Annotated in this window: 10 protein-coding genes; 1 reads left to right on the plus strand and 9 read right to left on the minus strand. The window is 49.2% G+C overall.

Annotated features, from left to right (window positions below; all coding sequences use genetic code 11):
- Positions 1 to 39 precede the first annotated feature (39 nt).
- The 9 genes from AC0YN0_RS18620 to AC0YN0_RS18660 form a co-directional block, all read right to left on the minus strand.
- Positions 40 to 2,532: an S-layer homology domain-containing protein gene (locus AC0YN0_RS18620; RefSeq protein WP_475822606.1), complete on the minus strand. Its 2,493-nt coding sequence runs from the start codon at positions 2,530 to 2,532 to the stop codon at positions 40 to 42.
- Positions 2,533 to 3,031: 499 nt separating this feature from the next.
- The gene (locus AC0YN0_RS18625) at positions 3,032 to 7,195 is read right to left on the minus strand and encodes an S-layer homology domain-containing protein (RefSeq protein WP_475822607.1); all 4,164 of its coding nucleotides are present in this window, start codon (positions 7,193 to 7,195) and stop codon (positions 3,032 to 3,034) included.
- A gap of 184 nt (positions 7,196 to 7,379) precedes the next feature.
- Entirely contained in the window at positions 7,380 to 8,522 is a 1,143-nt protein-coding gene (locus tag AC0YN0_RS18630) for a glycosyltransferase family 4 protein (protein WP_475822608.1), read from the minus strand.
- Positions 8,523 to 8,729: 207 nt separating this feature from the next.
- Entirely contained in the window at positions 8,730 to 9,479 is a 750-nt protein-coding gene (locus AC0YN0_RS18635) for a WecB/TagA/CpsF family glycosyltransferase (protein ID WP_475822609.1), read from the minus strand.
- A 7-nt stretch (positions 9,480 to 9,486) separates the two neighbouring features.
- Complete coding sequence (gene csaB, locus AC0YN0_RS18640; RefSeq protein WP_475822610.1) at positions 9,487 to 10,632, minus strand: polysaccharide pyruvyl transferase CsaB; 1,146 nt, start codon at positions 10,630 to 10,632, stop codon at positions 9,487 to 9,489.
- On the minus strand, positions 10,596 to 12,728 hold the full coding sequence (locus AC0YN0_RS18645) for a DUF5693 family protein (RefSeq protein WP_475822611.1): 2,133 nt from the start codon (positions 12,726 to 12,728) through the stop codon (positions 10,596 to 10,598). The genes csaB and AC0YN0_RS18645 overlap by 37 nt, the downstream gene beginning before the upstream one ends.
- 33 nt (positions 12,729 to 12,761) lie before the next feature.
- The gene (locus tag AC0YN0_RS18650; RefSeq protein WP_475822612.1) at positions 12,762 to 14,489 is read right to left on the minus strand and encodes a phospho-sugar mutase; all 1,728 of its coding nucleotides are present in this window, start codon (positions 14,487 to 14,489) and stop codon (positions 12,762 to 12,764) included.
- A 62-nt stretch (positions 14,490 to 14,551) separates the two neighbouring features.
- The gene (gene fabZ, locus AC0YN0_RS18655) at positions 14,552 to 14,983 is read right to left on the minus strand and encodes a 3-hydroxyacyl-ACP dehydratase FabZ (protein WP_475822613.1); all 432 of its coding nucleotides are present in this window, start codon (positions 14,981 to 14,983) and stop codon (positions 14,552 to 14,554) included.
- A 139-nt stretch (positions 14,984 to 15,122) separates the two neighbouring features.
- Positions 15,123 to 15,680 carry a CDP-alcohol phosphatidyltransferase family protein gene (locus AC0YN0_RS18660; protein WP_475822614.1) on the minus strand — a complete coding sequence of 186 codons (558 nt, stop codon included), beginning with the start codon at positions 15,678 to 15,680 and terminating at the stop codon, positions 15,123 to 15,125.
- Positions 15,681 to 15,927: 247 nt separating this feature from the next.
- Here AC0YN0_RS18660 and AC0YN0_RS18665 point away from each other — a divergent pair, with 247 nt between their 5' ends.
- A complete protein-coding gene (locus tag AC0YN0_RS18665; RefSeq protein ID WP_475822615.1) occupies positions 15,928 to 18,138 on the plus strand; it encodes an Ig-like domain-containing protein in 2,211 nt (736 codons plus the stop codon).
- The last annotated feature ends 2 nt before the right edge of the window (positions 18,139 to 18,140 follow it).

Raw genomic sequence — 18,140 nt, forward strand, 5'->3', positions numbered from 1 at the left:
CGATTTAGAGGACAGCCTCCTTCTTAGGTCATTCTACTATTAGCGAACTACAACTGTAAGTGTGTAAGCAACATCGTTAATGATAACGATCAATGTTGCCGAACCAGTTTGACCGCTAACAGCTGTCCAGTCACCAGCAGCCGCATCAACTGCGTTGTATGCAGGGATCAGGCTTTCTTTGGAAGAGTGAACTGCGATCTTATCAGCAGCAAGCGTAAGCGTTGTGCCGTATTGATCTTTCACAGTAAACGCGCCTTGGATTGCTGCGAACAAGTCATTCGAAGCAGTTACGGACAGCGAGTTTTTAACTTGAGTTACTTTTGTCAAAGTCGAAGCTGTGTTCACAACAGTGAATTTCAGCGTAGCTACTTTAACGGAATCAACATAAACGGTTACGGACTCAGTACCAGCTGCATATGCAACTACGTCAAGACCGTCGATTTCAACTGCTCCACCTTCGGAAGCTTCTTCAGCATCAACAAGCGTTACAGTAACGTTGTCAGATGTTGCTTTACCGATGTAGTTGCCGTTAACGTCTTTTTTGTACACGTTAACTGTTACAGCAGAATCAAGCTCAGTGTCTGCAGCGTCGCCGTTAACATCTAGGTTAGTGCTGCTTACTACTGCAGCGTAACCAGCGAATGTGCCAGCTTCTACAACAGAGATAGAAACGGATTTCGTGTAATCAGCAGCTACGATTTTGATTGTTGCAGTGCCTTTAACAGCATCTTCATCAAGTTCGATTGGCAATTCAGCTACGCCGTCAGTAATTGTTACAGCAGTAGCAGTTTTGGACAAATCAGCGATTACGCCATCTTTGCTTGTCGTTACTTGAGCAGTCGTGTTGATTGGGAACACGTCGCCGTATTGGTCAAGAACTTTGATCGTCAAAGTGTTTTCGATATCGGAACCAAGTACCAATTTCGAGTTTGTGATTACAGCCGACAAAGATTTTTTCTCTGCATTTGCTTTAACTTCAACAGTTACTGTTTTGGAAACTGTTTTGCCGTTGTAAGTTGCTTTTACAAGTACGGAAGCCGTACCAGTTTTGATTGGGGAAACATAACCGCTTTCCTCATCAACCAATGCGATCGATGGGTTCAACGATCTGTAAGTTACGGACAAAGCAATGTCAGTAATTTTCACACCGTCTTGGTCAAGAACTTTAGTAGCCAGGTATTGATCGTTTTCGCTAGCGCTCAAAGCAAGATCTGTTTTAGCGAAAGTTTCAGTCTCTGGATCAGCAGTCAATGTAACAGCATCGATAGTAGTAGCAACGTCAAGCGTTCCTTTTACTGTGATGATTGTGTTGCCTGTTTCGAACAATGTTTTGCCTTCGTCGCCAAGCAATTTAGCGTTAACAACTGCGTATTGAGCAGCATTGCTGGAACCAGAGTAGTTAGTTACAAGATCAGTACCTACAACGTTTTCGTTCGAGCTTTCAACGGAGATTACTTCTTCGTCAGTAAGATCGAAGTCAGGAGTGATGTCGTTGCCGTTTGCATCTTTAATAACAAGACCTACAGTTTTGTTATGAGCGTAAGTAGTGCCAGAGAAAGCGATGCTTGCAGCAGCCGTAGCAGCGTAAGTCACTTCTTTCGAAGTGGAAGCAAGAACCAGGTTGTTTTCTTTGGAAACTACGCCTTCTGCTACTACTACATAAGTAGTTTCACTATCAAGCGAATCAGTCAAAGTAACTTTAACTGTTTTGCCGTCGATTGCTACGCTCTCAACAACGTTGATTGCATAAACATCGTCTTTAGCGTGAACTGTGAAGTTGCTAGCCACAGCAGTGCCAACTTCAACATTGAATGTTGCTACCAATGTTTTGGAGTTAGCCGCTTTAACGGATTCAACTACGATTGCAGCTGGAACTTGAAGAGCTTCATAAGCGCTGTAAGAAGCAGTTACAAGCAATCCGCGAAGAGCTGGAATTGTGTAGTCAGCTTGAGCTGCGAAGATGCCGTTAGCGATTGCTTTGCCAACATATTCTTTAGCCCATTCAGTTACAGTACCTTCTACAGCTACTGCGTCTTTAAGTTTGTAACCAAGTTTAGCCAAAGCGTCAACAGCCAGCTTAGCCAGTTGTTCGATTGTTACGTTCGAGCTTGGGCCGAAGTTGCCGTCGCCAAGACCGGAGATGATTCCAAGATTAGCTGCGAAGTCAACATAAGCCTTAGCCCAGTGACCAGCAGGTACGTCTTTGAAACCAGCGTCAGGGGAAGTAACGCCATCTTTGTAGCCAGCAAGCTTAGCGATAATTACCGCTGCTTGAGCGCGTGTCATTGTTTGATCCAGACCAGCTTCGCCGCCTGGCAAACCTGCGAAGATACCAGCTTTCACTAGTTCGTCGTATTTTTGTTCTGTTGTTTTTTCATCAGCCGCGAATACCGATGTTGCGAACATCGAGAATACCATCGCGATTGCTACGAGCAAAGATAAACTTTTTTTCATAACCTTTTTTTCTCCTCCTCTAAATACCTTCGGTTGTTGAGAGTGTTGATTGGATAATAGATTGCTCGGTTCTCTCATGCCGATTCACCCCCTTCCCAGAGTAGAGCATTGATTTCGTATAAATGATGTCTGCGCGCATGCTTAACCCTATGTAATAACATGTCGCAGAAACTTGTAAACAATAAGTAAAAGAGTGCTAGAGTAGGTGTACCACTATAACATTATACAATGGGCTACCCCTACCGTAAAGAGGAAGTTGAGAATTCATTCCAACTATTTGGCTATTCCGATGCGCATTCGTCAAATTTCATCGCTTGTTTTGCGCTGCCATGTATTTAGACGCAATGCTCAGGGAAAAGTTGCGCTTTTGCCTGAAAAGTTTTTTTATGTACGATTCAGTTGGATAAGCCCTTTCTTTCTTTACTTTGCTAGTATAGCTTGTTTCACTCATCAACGTCGATACTTAAGTTTTTCCATGGATAATGTTTCAGGATTCTCATATTACCGCTTTCTCAATAACAATATTAACGGCCGCAGACTATGCCTGCGGCCGTTTCTTGTCGTGCTTCACTAGCTATTAATTGATTTTAGGCAGCTTCTTCAGATCGGCAAGAATCTTCGCAGTAATAATCGCTGCATCTGAACGAAGCAAGTTGGATCTAGGTTCGAATACGTAGCCTGCCTTTGGATTGCTTGCATCGACAGGCGAGCCTACGATAAAGCCTTTCTTCGCCACCGCAACAACGGAAGATTGAGCGTAGTAGTTTACGTCGCCGCTGTCCTTGAAAATCTTGTCCAGATCCTTCTTGATCTTCGTTGCGTCTGTACCCAGCTTCAGATCAAGCGCTCTAGCAATGATTACCGCTGCTTCTTGGCGAGTCAGGTTAACGTTCGGCTGATACGTTTGTGGACCCGTTCCTCGAATGATGCCTTCGCGGGCAGCAGTCTCAATGTAACGGTAATCCCATAACGCATCCGGATTAATAATAGTAGGAACGTCGTTGAAATGCGGTTTGCTCAGCTCGTAGTTAAGCGGAATATCGAGCGCCTTCACCATCATTCGAGCAAACTCGCCGCGGGATACATATATATCCGTTCCGAACTCATCGTAGCCTGCAGCGTTCATTACCCCTTTAGCATAAATAGCTTCGAGGAAGTTGCGCGCATATGGATGAGATGTTACGTCTTCGAATGCGTACACCATCTTGCCAACGACATAATAGCCGAATTTATTGAACGGAACGGTAATCGTGTTTTTCTTTACGTCTACAACGCCGCCAATATTTTCCCAATACTTCGCTTTCACATCATAACGGTAAACCGTAATGATCGTGCCAACGCTGTCCTTCATATTCGGATCGAAAGTAAGCGTCAGTTCGCCGGTCTTGGACGTGACCAATTCCCTATCGTCAGGACGGTCGTCATAAGTAGGTACTTTCGTTCCGTTTGTACCTTTCGCGCCCGGGAACTGATATGGATCCACGCCCATTGTTAACGGGTCATAAGAAGCGGAGTTCGGGTCATCAGCAAGACCCGCATCGATCCAATAAACAGGACTAGCTTTCGTAAATCTCGTCGGGTAGGAAAGACGGAATCTTGTTCCGAAGCTCTCCAGCGTAATATCGTATCCCGGCGGTTTCTCTTCCAGCTCGCGGCGGTCAACGACACCGTCTTCGCCGTTAGCGATGGCGAACAAGAGATTGTGACCCGTGAACACTTGGTTTTTCAGGTCGGCCGGCACGTTGAAGTCGCTGCGTATCAAAGACGTGTTGGCAGGGAATTTCAGACTGACTGCGCCTTCGAATATTTTATGCGAGTTTTTCATCGTTTCCAGGTATTGAGCGCCCGGAATATTGGTTGGTCTGTACGTAATCTCAAAGCTGCTTTCCACTTCGTCATCGGCACGGACGATCGTGAATTTGATTTCGTTTTTGCCGACTTTCAATGTATTCAGGTAAGCCCTGTACGTATTCGTATAATCAAGCTCAGGCGTCGACGGATTGTTATCGGAGTCGAATTCAATCTTCTCGGCCTTGATTTTATTGATCGTTACGGACTCCGTACCGACTGGTGCATCAATAACGACTTCAAGGAAGTTTTGGTTAACGATGCTCTTTGCCGGGAGAATCGGACGCACAATCGTGTAAGGCATCGAGGTTGGATCCACTTCCAAGCGGTAGCTAGCTCTTGGGCCAGTCTCTCCGTTGTTATACACCGTAAAGTTATACACGCTCGAGCTGCCGTCAGCATTCAGTTTCTGACGTTCAAGAATAAAGGAGAAGCTTTGCGTTGCAATATCGTATCTAACCGAAAGGTTCTCAACGACTTGGTTAGGATTGACGATACCGATCTGTGCATTGTTAGCTGCACTGTTGATCACATAGAACGCTTTGGTCAGGTCCCACTTAATCGGCGCTTCAAGCGAGCTGCCGTCGATCTTGAGAATATAGCTGGATGGCGGTGTTAAATTGTTCAATGCATTTGCCATTTGACTTATTTTACCATCAATGGCCGCGACAGTAATATTGTTGCCAAAATCGATAAAGTCGAATGTTCCGAAAATGTTCATCGACGCTTCAGTTGTTGTGAAGATCGTTCCTTGCAGTGGGAATTTCGGATCGTTCGCCAGCGGCTCCTCGTAATTGGTGCTGTAAGGGAATATACCTAGCGCCGTGTCAACCGGAATTACCGGCAGATTCGTAGGCACTAAATATATTTTGATTTTCTTCTCGTAGGCATTTTTCGAGCCTTGGAATACAAATCGGATTTCGTTCTCGCCACTGAATAATGCTCCGAAAGCACGAATGCGTTCAGCCGCATCGTAGATTTGGAATTTCGTCGGATCCGCAGCACTCTGCGGAGCTAGACGGATCGGCGTGTTGTTGATGTAGAAGAACACCGTTTGCGCGCCGCCGCTCGTCAAGTCGTAACGAATTTCCGATGTATTGTTAATATTGTTGATTTGACCCTTGAAATCGGAAAGCGCTTCGGTAATTACTTTTGTAGCGCGCTCCGTGCCCGTCAAGTTCGTATCGTCGTAAATCAACATATTATCGTAAATCGATTGGTAGCTAGTGAAAGGACCGAATAACATTGTAAACGTAACCGTCTTATTCACTCCGGCTGGGGCTGCTCCGCCCACGTTAAGTTCTACGGTTTGCGTTCCTTCGAAAGGAAGTTTCTTAAATACAATGATTTCGCGTTTAAAGAGTCGGTTCACGCCGTTGATTTCTCGATAAACGAATTTCGTGTTTAATTGATTCGATATGTTCTCAAAATTGGCGTTGCTCGCGTTTGCGAGATAGGTGCTGCCAGCTCCTACGCCTGTTAAGCTTGTCAAATTGTTCACAGTGACAAGATTACCTGTGTTCGTAATATCAGGATTCGCAACGAGCACTTCCATCGCAAACGGGATACTGAACAAATTTATGCCCTCTAGAGTCGAGCTAGTTAAATTTTCGAACGGCTTGCCTGTCTCGTAGCCGCTCAAATAATTGATTTGCTCGATATAACGTTGGTTCGCGTTTCGAAGCGAGAAGTTCATTATGCCCGTGCCTTCATTATACGATAGGCTCTGAGCCTTTTTCTTCTCGTTCACAGCCGTTAGCTTAATGCCGTATTGAACATTATAATCCGGTGCCGCGCCTACAAAGGTACTCAGAGGAGCACTGAACTCGTATACATAGAACGCGTCTGTTGCACTGCCAACAGGCAATGATGCAGAATTCGTATACACGGATCCTGTTACCGTCGTTGGCGATTTGGTAAGGGAATAGCTGATCGGAATTTGGTTGTTCGGATCCGGATGCGGCTCCAAAATACCATCCGCAGGAACCGAATCGTCCTTTTGGTAGTTCGGAACGATTACTTTACCCTTTACTTGAACGTTACTAACATTCGTAACTGAGAAGTTAGGGTTGTATTCTAGCGCCGCTGTATTGGTAGTTGTCCCAACAAGCTCGCTCAAGTTAACGTCGTAGAACGTTACATTTCCGTTATAAAAAGCGATTTCGCGTGAAGTCTCGATCGTTTGATCGGCGTTCTTGACGCGAATCGTCACAAGGTTTTTGCCTTGCTGCAAGTTAATCGGAGAAGCAGCGAACTGGTAGTCATTCGAACTGCTGACATTATACGTCTTGCTGCTGCTGTTCGTGACAATGGTTACGGACTGCGCGTTAGGCGCGAAGCCTGTAAGGCTGATGTCAGCGGAAGTTTTGCCGGCCGAGTTCGTCGAATGAACTACCGTCGTACCGTTCTCTTCGATGCTGAAGCGATTGCCGTCAAGCTGAGCAACCAAATCGTAGAACACTGGCGCGTTATGATAATTGATATAGATGGAGTTAGTAACTTCTCCTCCGCCTTGCACGCCTCGGAATGTGATGCGGTTAAGGCCTGGGAAAAGTTCAATGTTGTATACTTGAATGTTGAATCCGTTAATGTAGATATTGCTCGTCACGTTCTCGCGCTTCGAACCGATCTGATCATCGGCCGGATCATTATTACCTTTATTGTTGATGATTTGGACGACATCGTACGAAACCGTCGATCCGTTGACGTTGCTGATCGAACCAGCAAGCGTTACGCGCGGCTCGGTCGTAATGCGCGGTGCAGTCGATACGTCGGATTCGTTTGCAAAGCTAAAGCTTCCCGTCGCGGCAGATACTCCTGTGCCGCTGTACGGCGGCAGTACCTGGAGGACGAGGGCCAGCATTAGCAATACTGCTGAGATTTTTTTAAACACAATAAGCCTCCTCCACTTCTGTCCTTTAAAGTTAGATGTAACGTATATATCGGACAAACCGCAGCCAAAGTTTAGGTTAAACATGAATTTCCAAATATGACAAGTAAGTCGGGAAAAACAAAAAAAGCCCCGAGCCTCATGATACAAGGGCTCGGAGCTTTGTTCGTGCAGTAATATGAAGTTATTATTTCGAACGAGATTCCGCGTTAACCTTGGTCCGTAAGAAGATACGGTTAAGGAAGCTAATAAGCGGCTTGCGTGTCTTGTCTACAATGCCGGTTACCTCTGCACCGATCTGCAGGAAGAACATGAGCAAGCAGATAACGGCGAACGTGATCCAATTGGCCGCGCTCGATTGCACGATGGTCGACTGCACGATCGCAAGTCCGCCGAAGATAGCGGCAACGCTCCAGATAATGAGTACGGTCTTGCGATGGCTGAAGCCAAGATCGCGCAGACGGTGATGCAAGTGACCTTTGTCCGGTGCGAACACCGGGCGCTTATTCACCCAACGGCGAATGATCGCGAAGAACGTGTCCGAGAGCGGAACGCCGATTATAAGGAGCGGCGTAACGAAGGATACGATCGTAACCTGCTTGAAGCCAAGCATGGAGAGCGTCGCCAAGCTGAAGCCGAGGAACAGCGAGCCGGAATCTCCCATGAATATTTTCGCAGGATGGAAGTTGAACACAAGAAAACCGACGATGCCGCCAAGCAGCAGCGTACTAAGCAGGATGATCGGCTGGAAGCCCATCAGCGATGCCATGACTACGATCGTCGCAATGGCGATACCCGACACGCCTGCGGCAAGCCCGTCCAAGCCGTCGATCAAGTTAATCGCGTTCGTAACGCCAACGATCCATAGAATCGTAATCGGAATCGCGATCCAATGAGCGATAGGCTGCATCGTCTCGCCGAACGGAATGTTCAGCAGATCGATCTTCACTCCGAAGCCGAATACGACAACGCAAGCTGCGGCGATCTGGCCGACCAGCTTTACTTTAGCCGACAACTCGAAACGGTCGTCTAGAGCGCCAAGCACAATTATGATTGTCCCGCCGACAAGCAACGCGTTAATCAGCTTTATGTCGCTCGGGCGAAGCAAACCGTCAGGCAACAATGGGGACAATAAGAAGAATCCCCCTACAAATGCAATATAAATAGCTAACCCGCCAAGACGCGGCATAATGCGCGTATGTACCTTGCGGTGATTCGGTTTATCGATTGCGCCGACTTTGAATGCGAATTTCTTCACGAGCGGCGTCATGACAAGGGCTAATACAAGAGAGATGATGAATCCTATCGTGTACAGCAAGCCTACTGGCATTTTGTGCAACTCCCCTTTTCTTCAAATATAAGACGCTCACTTAAAAGCAGCCCTATATTTCCTGCGTGTAACGTCATTCTCACCGTCAAAGGACGGTGATACGCGTTTACGCATGTACCGAAGTGAATTATACTCCGATTGAAAAAGAAACTCCAATCCCGTTTTCAACCGATTTTCACGATTTTCACTACATATTCGCGGTGTAAGTTAAGGTTTTGTCACTTTTTCTTTGTCGCGAAGCACTTTCACGACGAATTTCGGCAAAACAAGCATTCTTTTGTAGCGTTTCGGCTCCTGCATCAGGCGATAGAGCCATTCGAGACGCAACTTCTGGAAAACAGATGGTGCGCGCTTCAATCTGCCGGAAATAACGTCAAAGCTTCCGCCGACACCCATTATGAGCGGTACGTTCAAGCTTTTCTTGTGCTTGACGATCCAAGGCTCTTGCGTATCCGCACCGCGCGCTACGAATAACAAATCGGGCGCCGCTTGCCGGATCTCGGCAATCACTTCATCGTCCTGCTCGGCTGTGAAGAAGCCGTTGCGGCAGCCAACGATCCTTACCTGCGGATACTGAAGCTGCAGCTTCTCGGCCGCCGCTTCAATAATTTCCTGCGTCGTGCCGAGCAAGTACACTTTCCAGTGGCGTTTCTCGCCTTGCTCCATTAGTTTGTTAAGCAACTCGATGCCTGTTACTCGCTCAGCAACCGGATTGCCGGCGTGCTTCGCCGCCCACACAACTCCGGCGCCGTCTGGCACGATCAAATCAGCCTTCAGCATCATCCGCGCATAATTCGGATCGTCCACCGCTGCCATAATCATGATCGGATTAGCCGTAATCACATGCGTAGGTTTTCTTGCCTCAATAGCTGTTGTAAGTAAACGAACCGTCTCGTCCAAATTCAGTTTCGAGAACGGTATGCCATAAATCGGCACGGTTGGATGATTATTCGACATGAGGAAGTCACCTCGATATAGTATGACGCAAGAAATGTACGATTTGTTGCGCCGGTTTTTGCGATTGTTCCACTAATTGGTCGATTGCGCGCTTATGCTTGTCCTGCCACTGACCACGCTGGTCAAGCAGCAGACATGCCGCATCGGCGAAAGCTTCTGCGTCCAGCTGCTCCGTCGTGCCAATCGGCGTTAGGCCGAGTCGATTCAGGAATTGATCGATCTTCGGATCATAGGACAGGCCGAGCATCGGAATGCGCTGGCCTGCGGCATAGATAAGCGCGTGCAGGCGCATGCCCAGCAGCGCGTCGCACCGGCTGACCTCAAGCAGCATCTGCTGCGGATGGTCGCCGGGAGCGGCCAGCTCGGCGGAGCTTCCATCGCCGAGCCGGCCGCGCAGCCGTTCCATCACCTGCTCCGACGTTTCTACGTCGGAGGGGGTGTGGAACGGCAAGAAGCGCAGCCGCACGGGCCGGCGGTGCGACAGCGCGACCAGCGCCTCGACGGCGCGCGCGAGATCCGCGCCGTCGCTGCGCCACTGGCGCAGCGAGACGCCGATGATCGGCGGCGTCTCGCTCGCGCCTTCAATCGCTGCCGCCTCAGCGGCCGGCAGCGGCAAGCCCATCACCGGATCGGGTACGACGTCGATCCGGTCCACAGGGACCCCGATCCGCCCGAGCAAAGCGGCGGATTCGGCGTCCCGCACCGAAACATACTTGCTCCGCTTCATCACATTGCGGATCATCGGATCCATCCATCTTCGATTCACCGGGCCAATGCCCTGCGCATACGCAAACGTCGGCTTTCCGAGAAGCTGGGCTAGCTTCATGATTCCCGTATAATACGGAATCGTCTTTACCCCCGTTGCGTCCTGGAGTAAACTACCACCGCCGCTAATGAGCCCGTCGCAGCGACGGAGCGTCTTCAGCACGTCCGCCGGACGCATCCGATGAGCCGATTCAACGCCGTACGTCTTGCTTGTCCACTCCGGGTTTACAGACAACACAATCGGTTTGACCGTTACGCCCTGCGCCTTGCCTTCCGCTTCAAGCGCGAGCAGAATCGAGAGCAGCACCGCCTCGTCACCGCTATTATGGAAGCCGTAAAAGCCGGAGATCGCTATTTGATATACTTGCGTATGAGAATCGGTGCCCATTTCTTCAAAACTCCCTCCACAATCAGCCACGCAACAATAAGAATGCAGCCGATAATTGCTCCCGTGCCTAGTCCAAGCAGAACGCGGATAGCCGAAATATAAAGCGGCGTATGCAGATGCGCGAACGTGTCAACCATCGACAGTTGGCCGATTGAGCCAACGATCACGAGCAACCATGCTGCGCGATAACGGAGCGATAAGAACAGTCCGAGCAGGAAGAGCGGGTGCGACAGCAGGAACTCCTTAAAGCGCGGCCTTACGCCGAACGTCTGCTCCAGGAAATTACGGATCACAAGCTCTATCGACGATACTGATCCAGCATTGCCAGTACGCGACAAATAATAATAACCGACGATGCCAATGACGGCGACGAGAACAACCCATGTAAGCGTAATAGGCTGCGCAAGCAGCTTGCGAATATTGAACAGCTTCGCATGGCCTGTATAAAGCACGACGTAGATCGCAACAAGCGCAATTGGCGCAAGATGCAGCACGCTAACGCCGCGGAATTGTTCCAATACAAGATTGTACGTAATATTGTTTAACAGGCCGAACACAAGCGGAACGGCTATAAGTGAAATCAATGCCGTTACTACGAACCAATTAATCGCCAGTCCAAGACGTTTGCCTACGGACGGTGCAGCGAACAACCAATTCAAGCGGCCATTCTTCCCGCCTGCTGCCGCTCCGCCCTCTGCAAGGGACGCTTGGCTTCTGCCAACCGACCAATCGTCGCCTCCGACAATACGCCGATCGCCAACAGTTCTAGACGTAATGCGATTCATCGCCCAAATGAGCGCAAGCGTCGGCGCGGCAACGGCAGCGCCCAGAGCCAATGCCTGCTCCATCGTCGAGCTATTCAGCTTATACAAGCCCGCGCTTCCTACAAGACCGAGCAGGAATACCGGAATGTTGACGCCCGGTACGAACGTACCGACAACCAGCGCAATAAGCGCAATCGCTCCCAGCGCTACAACGCCGCGAAGCGGCTTCGCCCACGACGGTTGCTCGTAATCGAACGGTTGCGGCTCGCCTGGCGTGAAGCCGTGCTCAGCAAGCTTGGCAACAGCCCCATTTTCCCCGCGCAGCGCTTGGCTTATTTTATCCAGGTTATGAACGAATTTGCCCTTGTCCGTGTTGGCTTGTACCATGCCGTTCATGAAGAACATCCGAATATTGCGATCCTTTGCCGCCAACAAGAAACGGTCGGCGATTGCCTCAGGCGACATTTCCATCCCGTCTCCCGGAGAGAGGGAATAGAGGCGAACAATATTATAATTCGTATTGTACGCTAAATTATTTAGCCCTTTTTGCGGTTTTTTCAAATTTTCAATCGCTATAAGTCCCATCTCATACTTATTCAACAATTCGGAGACGCTCAGCAAATTCGCCTTGTCCGAGCCGCCTTTCACGACATCTCCGTCGAATAACACTCGAGTAACGCCCAATTCCTTCATCATACCGAGCTGCTCGTCCAAATCCGATTCCTCGTAAGGCTGGATTTTGTTCGAGATGCGCGGCAAAATTTCAAAGCCTGCATCATGAAGCTCCTGAAGCGTCATTGGATCGAAATCCATCGTCTTCATGACCGCTTCGGCAACCGGCATTTCAATGACAAGACCGTTTCTACCTTCGTAAGACCAGTCTCTGTAGACAGCTTCCGCGCGGTCGAACGCTTCGCGGACGAGTGGGCCGATCTGCTCTTCCTCTTCTTTACCGGTGTATAAAATATAAGTGAAGCTTTGTCCCGGCGTTTCGAACTTGCCTTGCAGCAGAGCTGCGTCGCGGGAGCTAAAATACATCAGCCTGCCGGAGAGCACAAGCTCCTTGAGCGAGCTCTCATAGACAGCCATCGTCGTGATGCCCGAATCCTTAAGCAACTGGAGCTTTTCCTTCACGAACTCTCGGGGCTTCGTCTGCAGCTCCGACACTTCAATAATATCGCGATAGTCGAATACATACTCAATGTTCTTCGACGTCTTCTCCATTTCCATCCGAACCAGGCCAAGCGGCATTGCCGCCGCTACGCCAATCAGCGTAATGACCCATAACCATATCTTCGCGTGCCGATTCCATTGCTGCCATCGTAAAAGCACGAAACTCCTCCGTTCTAAATTACAGTTTCCCGTCTATGCTTTGCTGTCAACGCGTGCCATAACGGCATCCTTCAACACTTGAAGCGACTCTGCAGCCGCAGCCGTCGATTCGCCTTTGACCGCAAAATAAACTTTGATTTTCGGCTCCGTGCCCGATGGGCGCAAGCAGAACCAAGATCCGTCCGCACGAAGATACTTAAGCACATTTTCCGGACGAAGTCCGTCTAGGCCGGCAGCATAATCAAGCACCTGTTCAACCTTCACGCCGCCGATCTCAAGCGGCGGATTTTGACGCCAGTCGTCCATGATCGCTGCGATCTGCTGAACACCGTCGAATCCTTTGAGCGTGCGGGATTCCAAGCCCTCCAAGTACACACCGTGCTGCGCATACAGCTCAAGCAGCACGTCGTATAAAGTCTTCCCTTTGCTGCTATAATAAGCAGCCGCTTCACAGATCAACAGCGAAGCGACAATCGCGTCCTTATCGCGCGCGTATGTGCCCGTCAGATAGCCGTAGCTTTCCTCATAACCGAATAGAAATGCGCGCTCCCCCGTTTGCTCGTAACGCGTCATTTTCTCACCGATATATTTGAAGCCAGTAAGTGTATTTTCAACCGCAACGCCGTAGGACAAAGCGATATCCGCGCCCATTTCGCTCGTGACGATCGTCTTAACAACGACGCCATTAGCTGGAAGCTTGCCGCGCTCTTGCAGTTGGCTAAGTACATAATGAACCATCAAAGCTCCCGATTGATTGCCTGTTAGCACCACGTATTCGCCTTCGTTGTTTTTCACGACGGCGCCCATGCGGTCCGCATCCGGATCCGTACCGATAATGATGTCGGCGCCAGTCTCCTTCGCAAGGGCAATCGCCAGCGTGAACGCTTCGCGTTCCTCGGGATTCGGCGACTTCACCGTGCTAAAGAAACCGTCAGGTTGCTCCTGCTCCGGTACGATGTGAACGTTGCGGAAGCCCGCTTGCTTCAGCACCTCGCGAACAGGAATGTTTCCTGTTCCGTGCAACGGCGTGAACACAACGCCGAACTTCTCGCCGATCTCGCCTTTCAGCAGCTCGCCATTCAAGCTTTGCGCTGCAACCGTATCAATGAATTGTTGATCCGCATTAGCGCCCAACCAGCGAAGCAAACCTTTAGCTTCCGCTTCCTCGCGGCTTATGCGTTTGATCTCCCCGAAGTCAACGATTTGACCGATTGAAGCGATAACTTGCTCTGCTTCCTCCGGAATCAACTGACAACCGTCTGCTCCGTAAGCCTTATAGCCGTTATATTCAGGAGGGTTATGGCTTGCCGTAATGACAATGCCGCTCGCCGCGTTCAACGCGCGAACCGCAAAAGACAATTGCGGCGTAGGACGCAGCCCTTCGAATAAATACGTCGTAATGCCGTTAGCCGCAAGCACAAGCGCCGAATCCAGCGCGAATTCAGGCGACAGATTGCGGGAATCATGTGCGATAACGACCGAAGGCTTGCCGCCCTCAGCACTCCCATTAGCAAGCAGCCAATTCGCTAGACCTTGCGTCGCTTTGCCGACGGTATAAGCATTCAAACGGTTCGTTCCTGCACCCATAACCCCGCGCAAGCCGCCTGTCCCAAATTCAAGATCGCGATAGAAACGATCCGTAATTTCCTTCTCGTCGCCGGCGATGCCGCGCAGTTCCGCCTTTGTCGCTTCGTCGATGAGCGGATCATTTAACCATGCTTCATATTTGGCCGCAGCCGTGTTCAGGGATGATTGAGTCATATATTCAACCTCTTTCTTCGTATCTTTGAAAATCAAATCGAGCCTACGTGTGCAACAAATGATTAATTACGATCGGACAGAGCAAACATAAGCTCGCCTTCGGCTACTACCTTGTCACCAACTTTTGCAGACGCTTTTCCTTTGCCGATCGGCCCTTTGAGGCGCGTAATCTCTACCTCTAGAATAAGGGTATCGCCAGGCTTCACTTGGTCGCGGAAACGGAAGCCGTCAATGCCCGCGAAGAATCCGAGCTTGCCGCGGTTCGCTTCAACCATAAGCATCGCAACCGAGCCTACTTGCGCAAGCGCCTCCACGATCAATACGCCCGGCATAACCGGATAACCTGGGAAATGCCCTACAAAAAAGGGTTCGTTCATCGTTACGTTTTTGAGTCCGACGGCCTTTACGCCCGGTTCAACCTCCAAAATACGGTCGACGAGCAGGAACGGAGGGCGGTGCGGAATAATTTCTTGGATTTGATTAATATCGAGCATGTTAAACAATACCCCTTTCGCAAAGTTCACTAGTATAAAAAAAGTTATTTTAACTGAAACTATACTTATCCTTCATGAAACTGCAGTTCGTGGAGGTTAAGATAAGGGAGCTTGACTACGAGACCTGAAGCGTCTTTGGTCAAGCTTCTTTTTTCTCCGGCTCACCTTCCTGTTTATGTAGCGCATCTACTTCCGGCTTATTTAGCGCCTTGAATAATGCGATATACATAAAGGAAGTAATAAATGAGAACGCGATGACCGCCCAAAGATACGACTTTGCAAACGATGCATCGAAGAAAATAAACATGATGGCGGAATAAAACAATATCGTCGTCAGTTTCCCCATCCAGTTGGCCGGCACGGTCTTCTTGCCCCGAAAATGATAAAACATGCCTCCCGCTATCATGCCCAAATCGCGCAAAAACATCGCTCCAGCCGCAGCCCATGAAATCATGTCTGCCAGCAACAGCGATAAGATGACTGTTATGAGCATAAGCTTATCGGCCAGCGGATCAAGCATAATGCCAACCGTTGTCACTTGTCCGCTCTTACGAGCGATGTAGCCGTCCAAAATATCGGTAATACCGGCGGCGACCATAATCAGAAAGGCTGGGATCATATAACCGCTTGAGAATACACCTATGTACACCGGAATTAACACAAAGCGTAATGAGGTTAATAGATTCGGCAGATTCAAACGGTCACACTCCTTTGCCTATTCCTGACTTTCGCCTCGGCTCCCAACTATTATACAACTACCATATGCAAATGAAAACCGCGCATGCGTCCCCCTTGGCAGAAGAATGCGCTGCATCCTTATAAAATGTTGTAGTTCTCTGTACCCAATTGAAATAAGTTGCCCTGTTTATCTTCATTTCCAGCCTTTTCTAACCGTTAATAGTAGAAGACACTATTATTAATGAAGCAGAAAGGAACGGGATGCAGTGAATTTACGTTTACAATGGAACTTGTCGTTCATGCAGGCGCGAAAATGGCTTGCCGCTACTCTGGCACTTATGCTTATTGCTACCTCGATGACAGGAATCGCTTATGCGGCGGAGGATACCGTAACCGGAATCGAATTCGATTATGATGCCTCGGATTTCAATAGCAGCACCAATTCCCTTGATCTAAAGGTCGAGTCGGATAAAATCAACGTCACGTTGTTTGCTTCGGTCTCCGGCAGTACAACGAAGAAGAATGTTACTTCAAGCGCAACATGGAAGTCGTCAAGCGCCTCGATCGTAAAGGTTGAGAGCGGCGTCCTTACCGGTCTCGGCAAAGGGACGGCAACGATTACAGCAACTTATAGCGGATATACGGTCAGCATCAAAGCAACATCTGACTATGTATACGATGAAGTAACGCTTAAGGATTCCAAAGGCGAGAACGATATTCCATCCACGCAAGAAATTGAATTAGGCGAAACGCTCATTTACAGACTCGAAGGCACTAAAGGCAACGACGATGGCATAAACATTTCATCCGAAGCTACTTGGTCCTCTTCTAATACGGCGGCCGCTACTGTCGTTGACGGCACAATTACGCTAGTTGGCACAGGATCGACGACGATTACCGCAAAGTACAAAGGAAAAAGCGATTCGGTCGTACTGACCGTCTCCTCCCCTTACAAGTCGATCGAGCTTAACAAGTCGGGTCTTCTTGAGCTTGAAATCGGGACCGATGATACGAAGCTGACAGCTACAGTAACAGACAAAGATACTCTCGCTACAAAGTCAGTAACAGACGATGCCAAATGGACGAGTTCCAGCACAGCAATCGCAAAGATTGAAAAAGGTGTTCTTACGCCAGTTAGCGCAGGTAAAGCAACAATCACTGTTTCTCATCTCGGAGTAACCACTTCCATCGAAGTCGTTGTTCGTGCAGCTTATCAATCGATAAAACTGACTCCCGAGAAGGAGTATCATATGTTCTTGCAAGACGCTCCTCTTTCAATTAAAGCAGAGGTGCTGACGAACCAGAACGAACCGCTACCCGTAACCACTGAAGCTACATGGACATCCTCCAACGTAATCGTAGCTACGGTCGAAAACGGCGAAGTCACACCTAAAGGCGTTGGCACAACGAAAATCACAGCCTCCCATAAAGGTGTAAGCCGCAGCATCGAAGTAACCGTATATGCCAGCATCAATGCAGTGAAAGCAGAGACAAAGGAAATTGACGGTTTCGTTTCCGACAGCGGCGATCTTCCGAAAGTGACGGCAACGATTTTTGACGGCACGCAAACCGACGTCAGCAAACTTGTACAGTGGACCTCCTCCGATGAGGAAATCGCTACGATCAAGGACGGCAAATGGACAGCAGTCGCAATCGGTGAAGCTGTACTGACGGGTACTGTGCAAGGATATAAAGTTGAAGCCAAGCTGACGGTGCACGTCAAACCGCTTAAACTCATTGCAAGCACGAAGGAAATGAGCGTTATTATCGGCAAGGAAACGGCATTGCCAAGCGTAACCGTCGTTAATGAAGACGGCGAAGAAGAGGACGTAACGAAGTCCATCAAGTGGAAGACAACGTCCGATAATATCGTATTGAAGGCCGAGACCGTTAAAGGTCTTGAGGCTTCCACCGTTTCCCTGACCGGCACGTACTTGAACAAAACGATAACCGTAAAAGTTCGAATTGAAGAGGAGATCGTGAAGCTCGTCGTAGAGCCTACCTCTCTCGCGCTCAATCCGGGACGCTCGAAGTCGATTAAAGTAACCGGGTATTACAAAGACGGCAAAAAAATCTCACTCGGTTCCAAAATGAACTGGGAGGTCAATCCCGATACAATCGCATCCGTTAACGGCAGCTCCGTTAAAGCAATAGCAGTCGGCAGCGGCAAAGTATCCGGGTCTTACCAAGGCAAGAAGGTTGAAATCGCCCTAGTCGTTACCCCTAAGCTGAAGTCGCTCTCGGTGTCGTCTAAGACGGTATCGCTCAGCCCTGGCGCAGCGTTCGCTATAACGTTAACGGCGAACTACACAACGGGAAGCCCGGTCAATGCAACGGCCAGCGCGATATGGACGAGCTCCAAGCCAAGCGTAGCTACAGTAAACGAAGGCAAGATTACAGCGGTTAGCAAAGGCACATCGACGATCAAGGCAAGCTTTGGCGGCAAAACGATTACCATACGCGTTAGCGTTAAATAGAG

The organism is Paenibacillus sp. J22P218, from assembly GCF_056269195.1.

Bases quoted from the DNA above. Each gene is read 5' to 3' on its own strand.
- AC0YN0_RS18620 (WP_475822606.1), bottom strand. From the start codon at position 2,532: ATGAGAGAACCGAGCAATCTATTATCCAATCAACACTCTCAACAACCG.
- AC0YN0_RS18630 (WP_475822608.1), bottom strand. From the start codon at position 8,522: ATGCCAGTAGGCTTGCTGTACACGATAGGATTCATCATCTCTCTTGTA.
- AC0YN0_RS18635 (WP_475822609.1), bottom strand. From the start codon at position 9,479: ATGTCGAATAATCATCCAACCGTGCCGATTTATGGCATACCGTTCTCG.
- csaB (WP_475822610.1), bottom strand. From the start codon at position 10,632: ATGGGCACCGATTCTCATACGCAAGTATATCAAATAGCGATCTCCGGC.
- AC0YN0_RS18650 (WP_475822612.1), bottom strand. From the start codon at position 14,489: ATGACTCAATCATCCCTGAACACGGCTGCGGCCAAATATGAAGCATGG.
- fabZ (WP_475822613.1), bottom strand. From the start codon at position 14,983: ATGCTCGATATTAATCAAATCCAAGAAATTATTCCGCACCGCCCTCCG.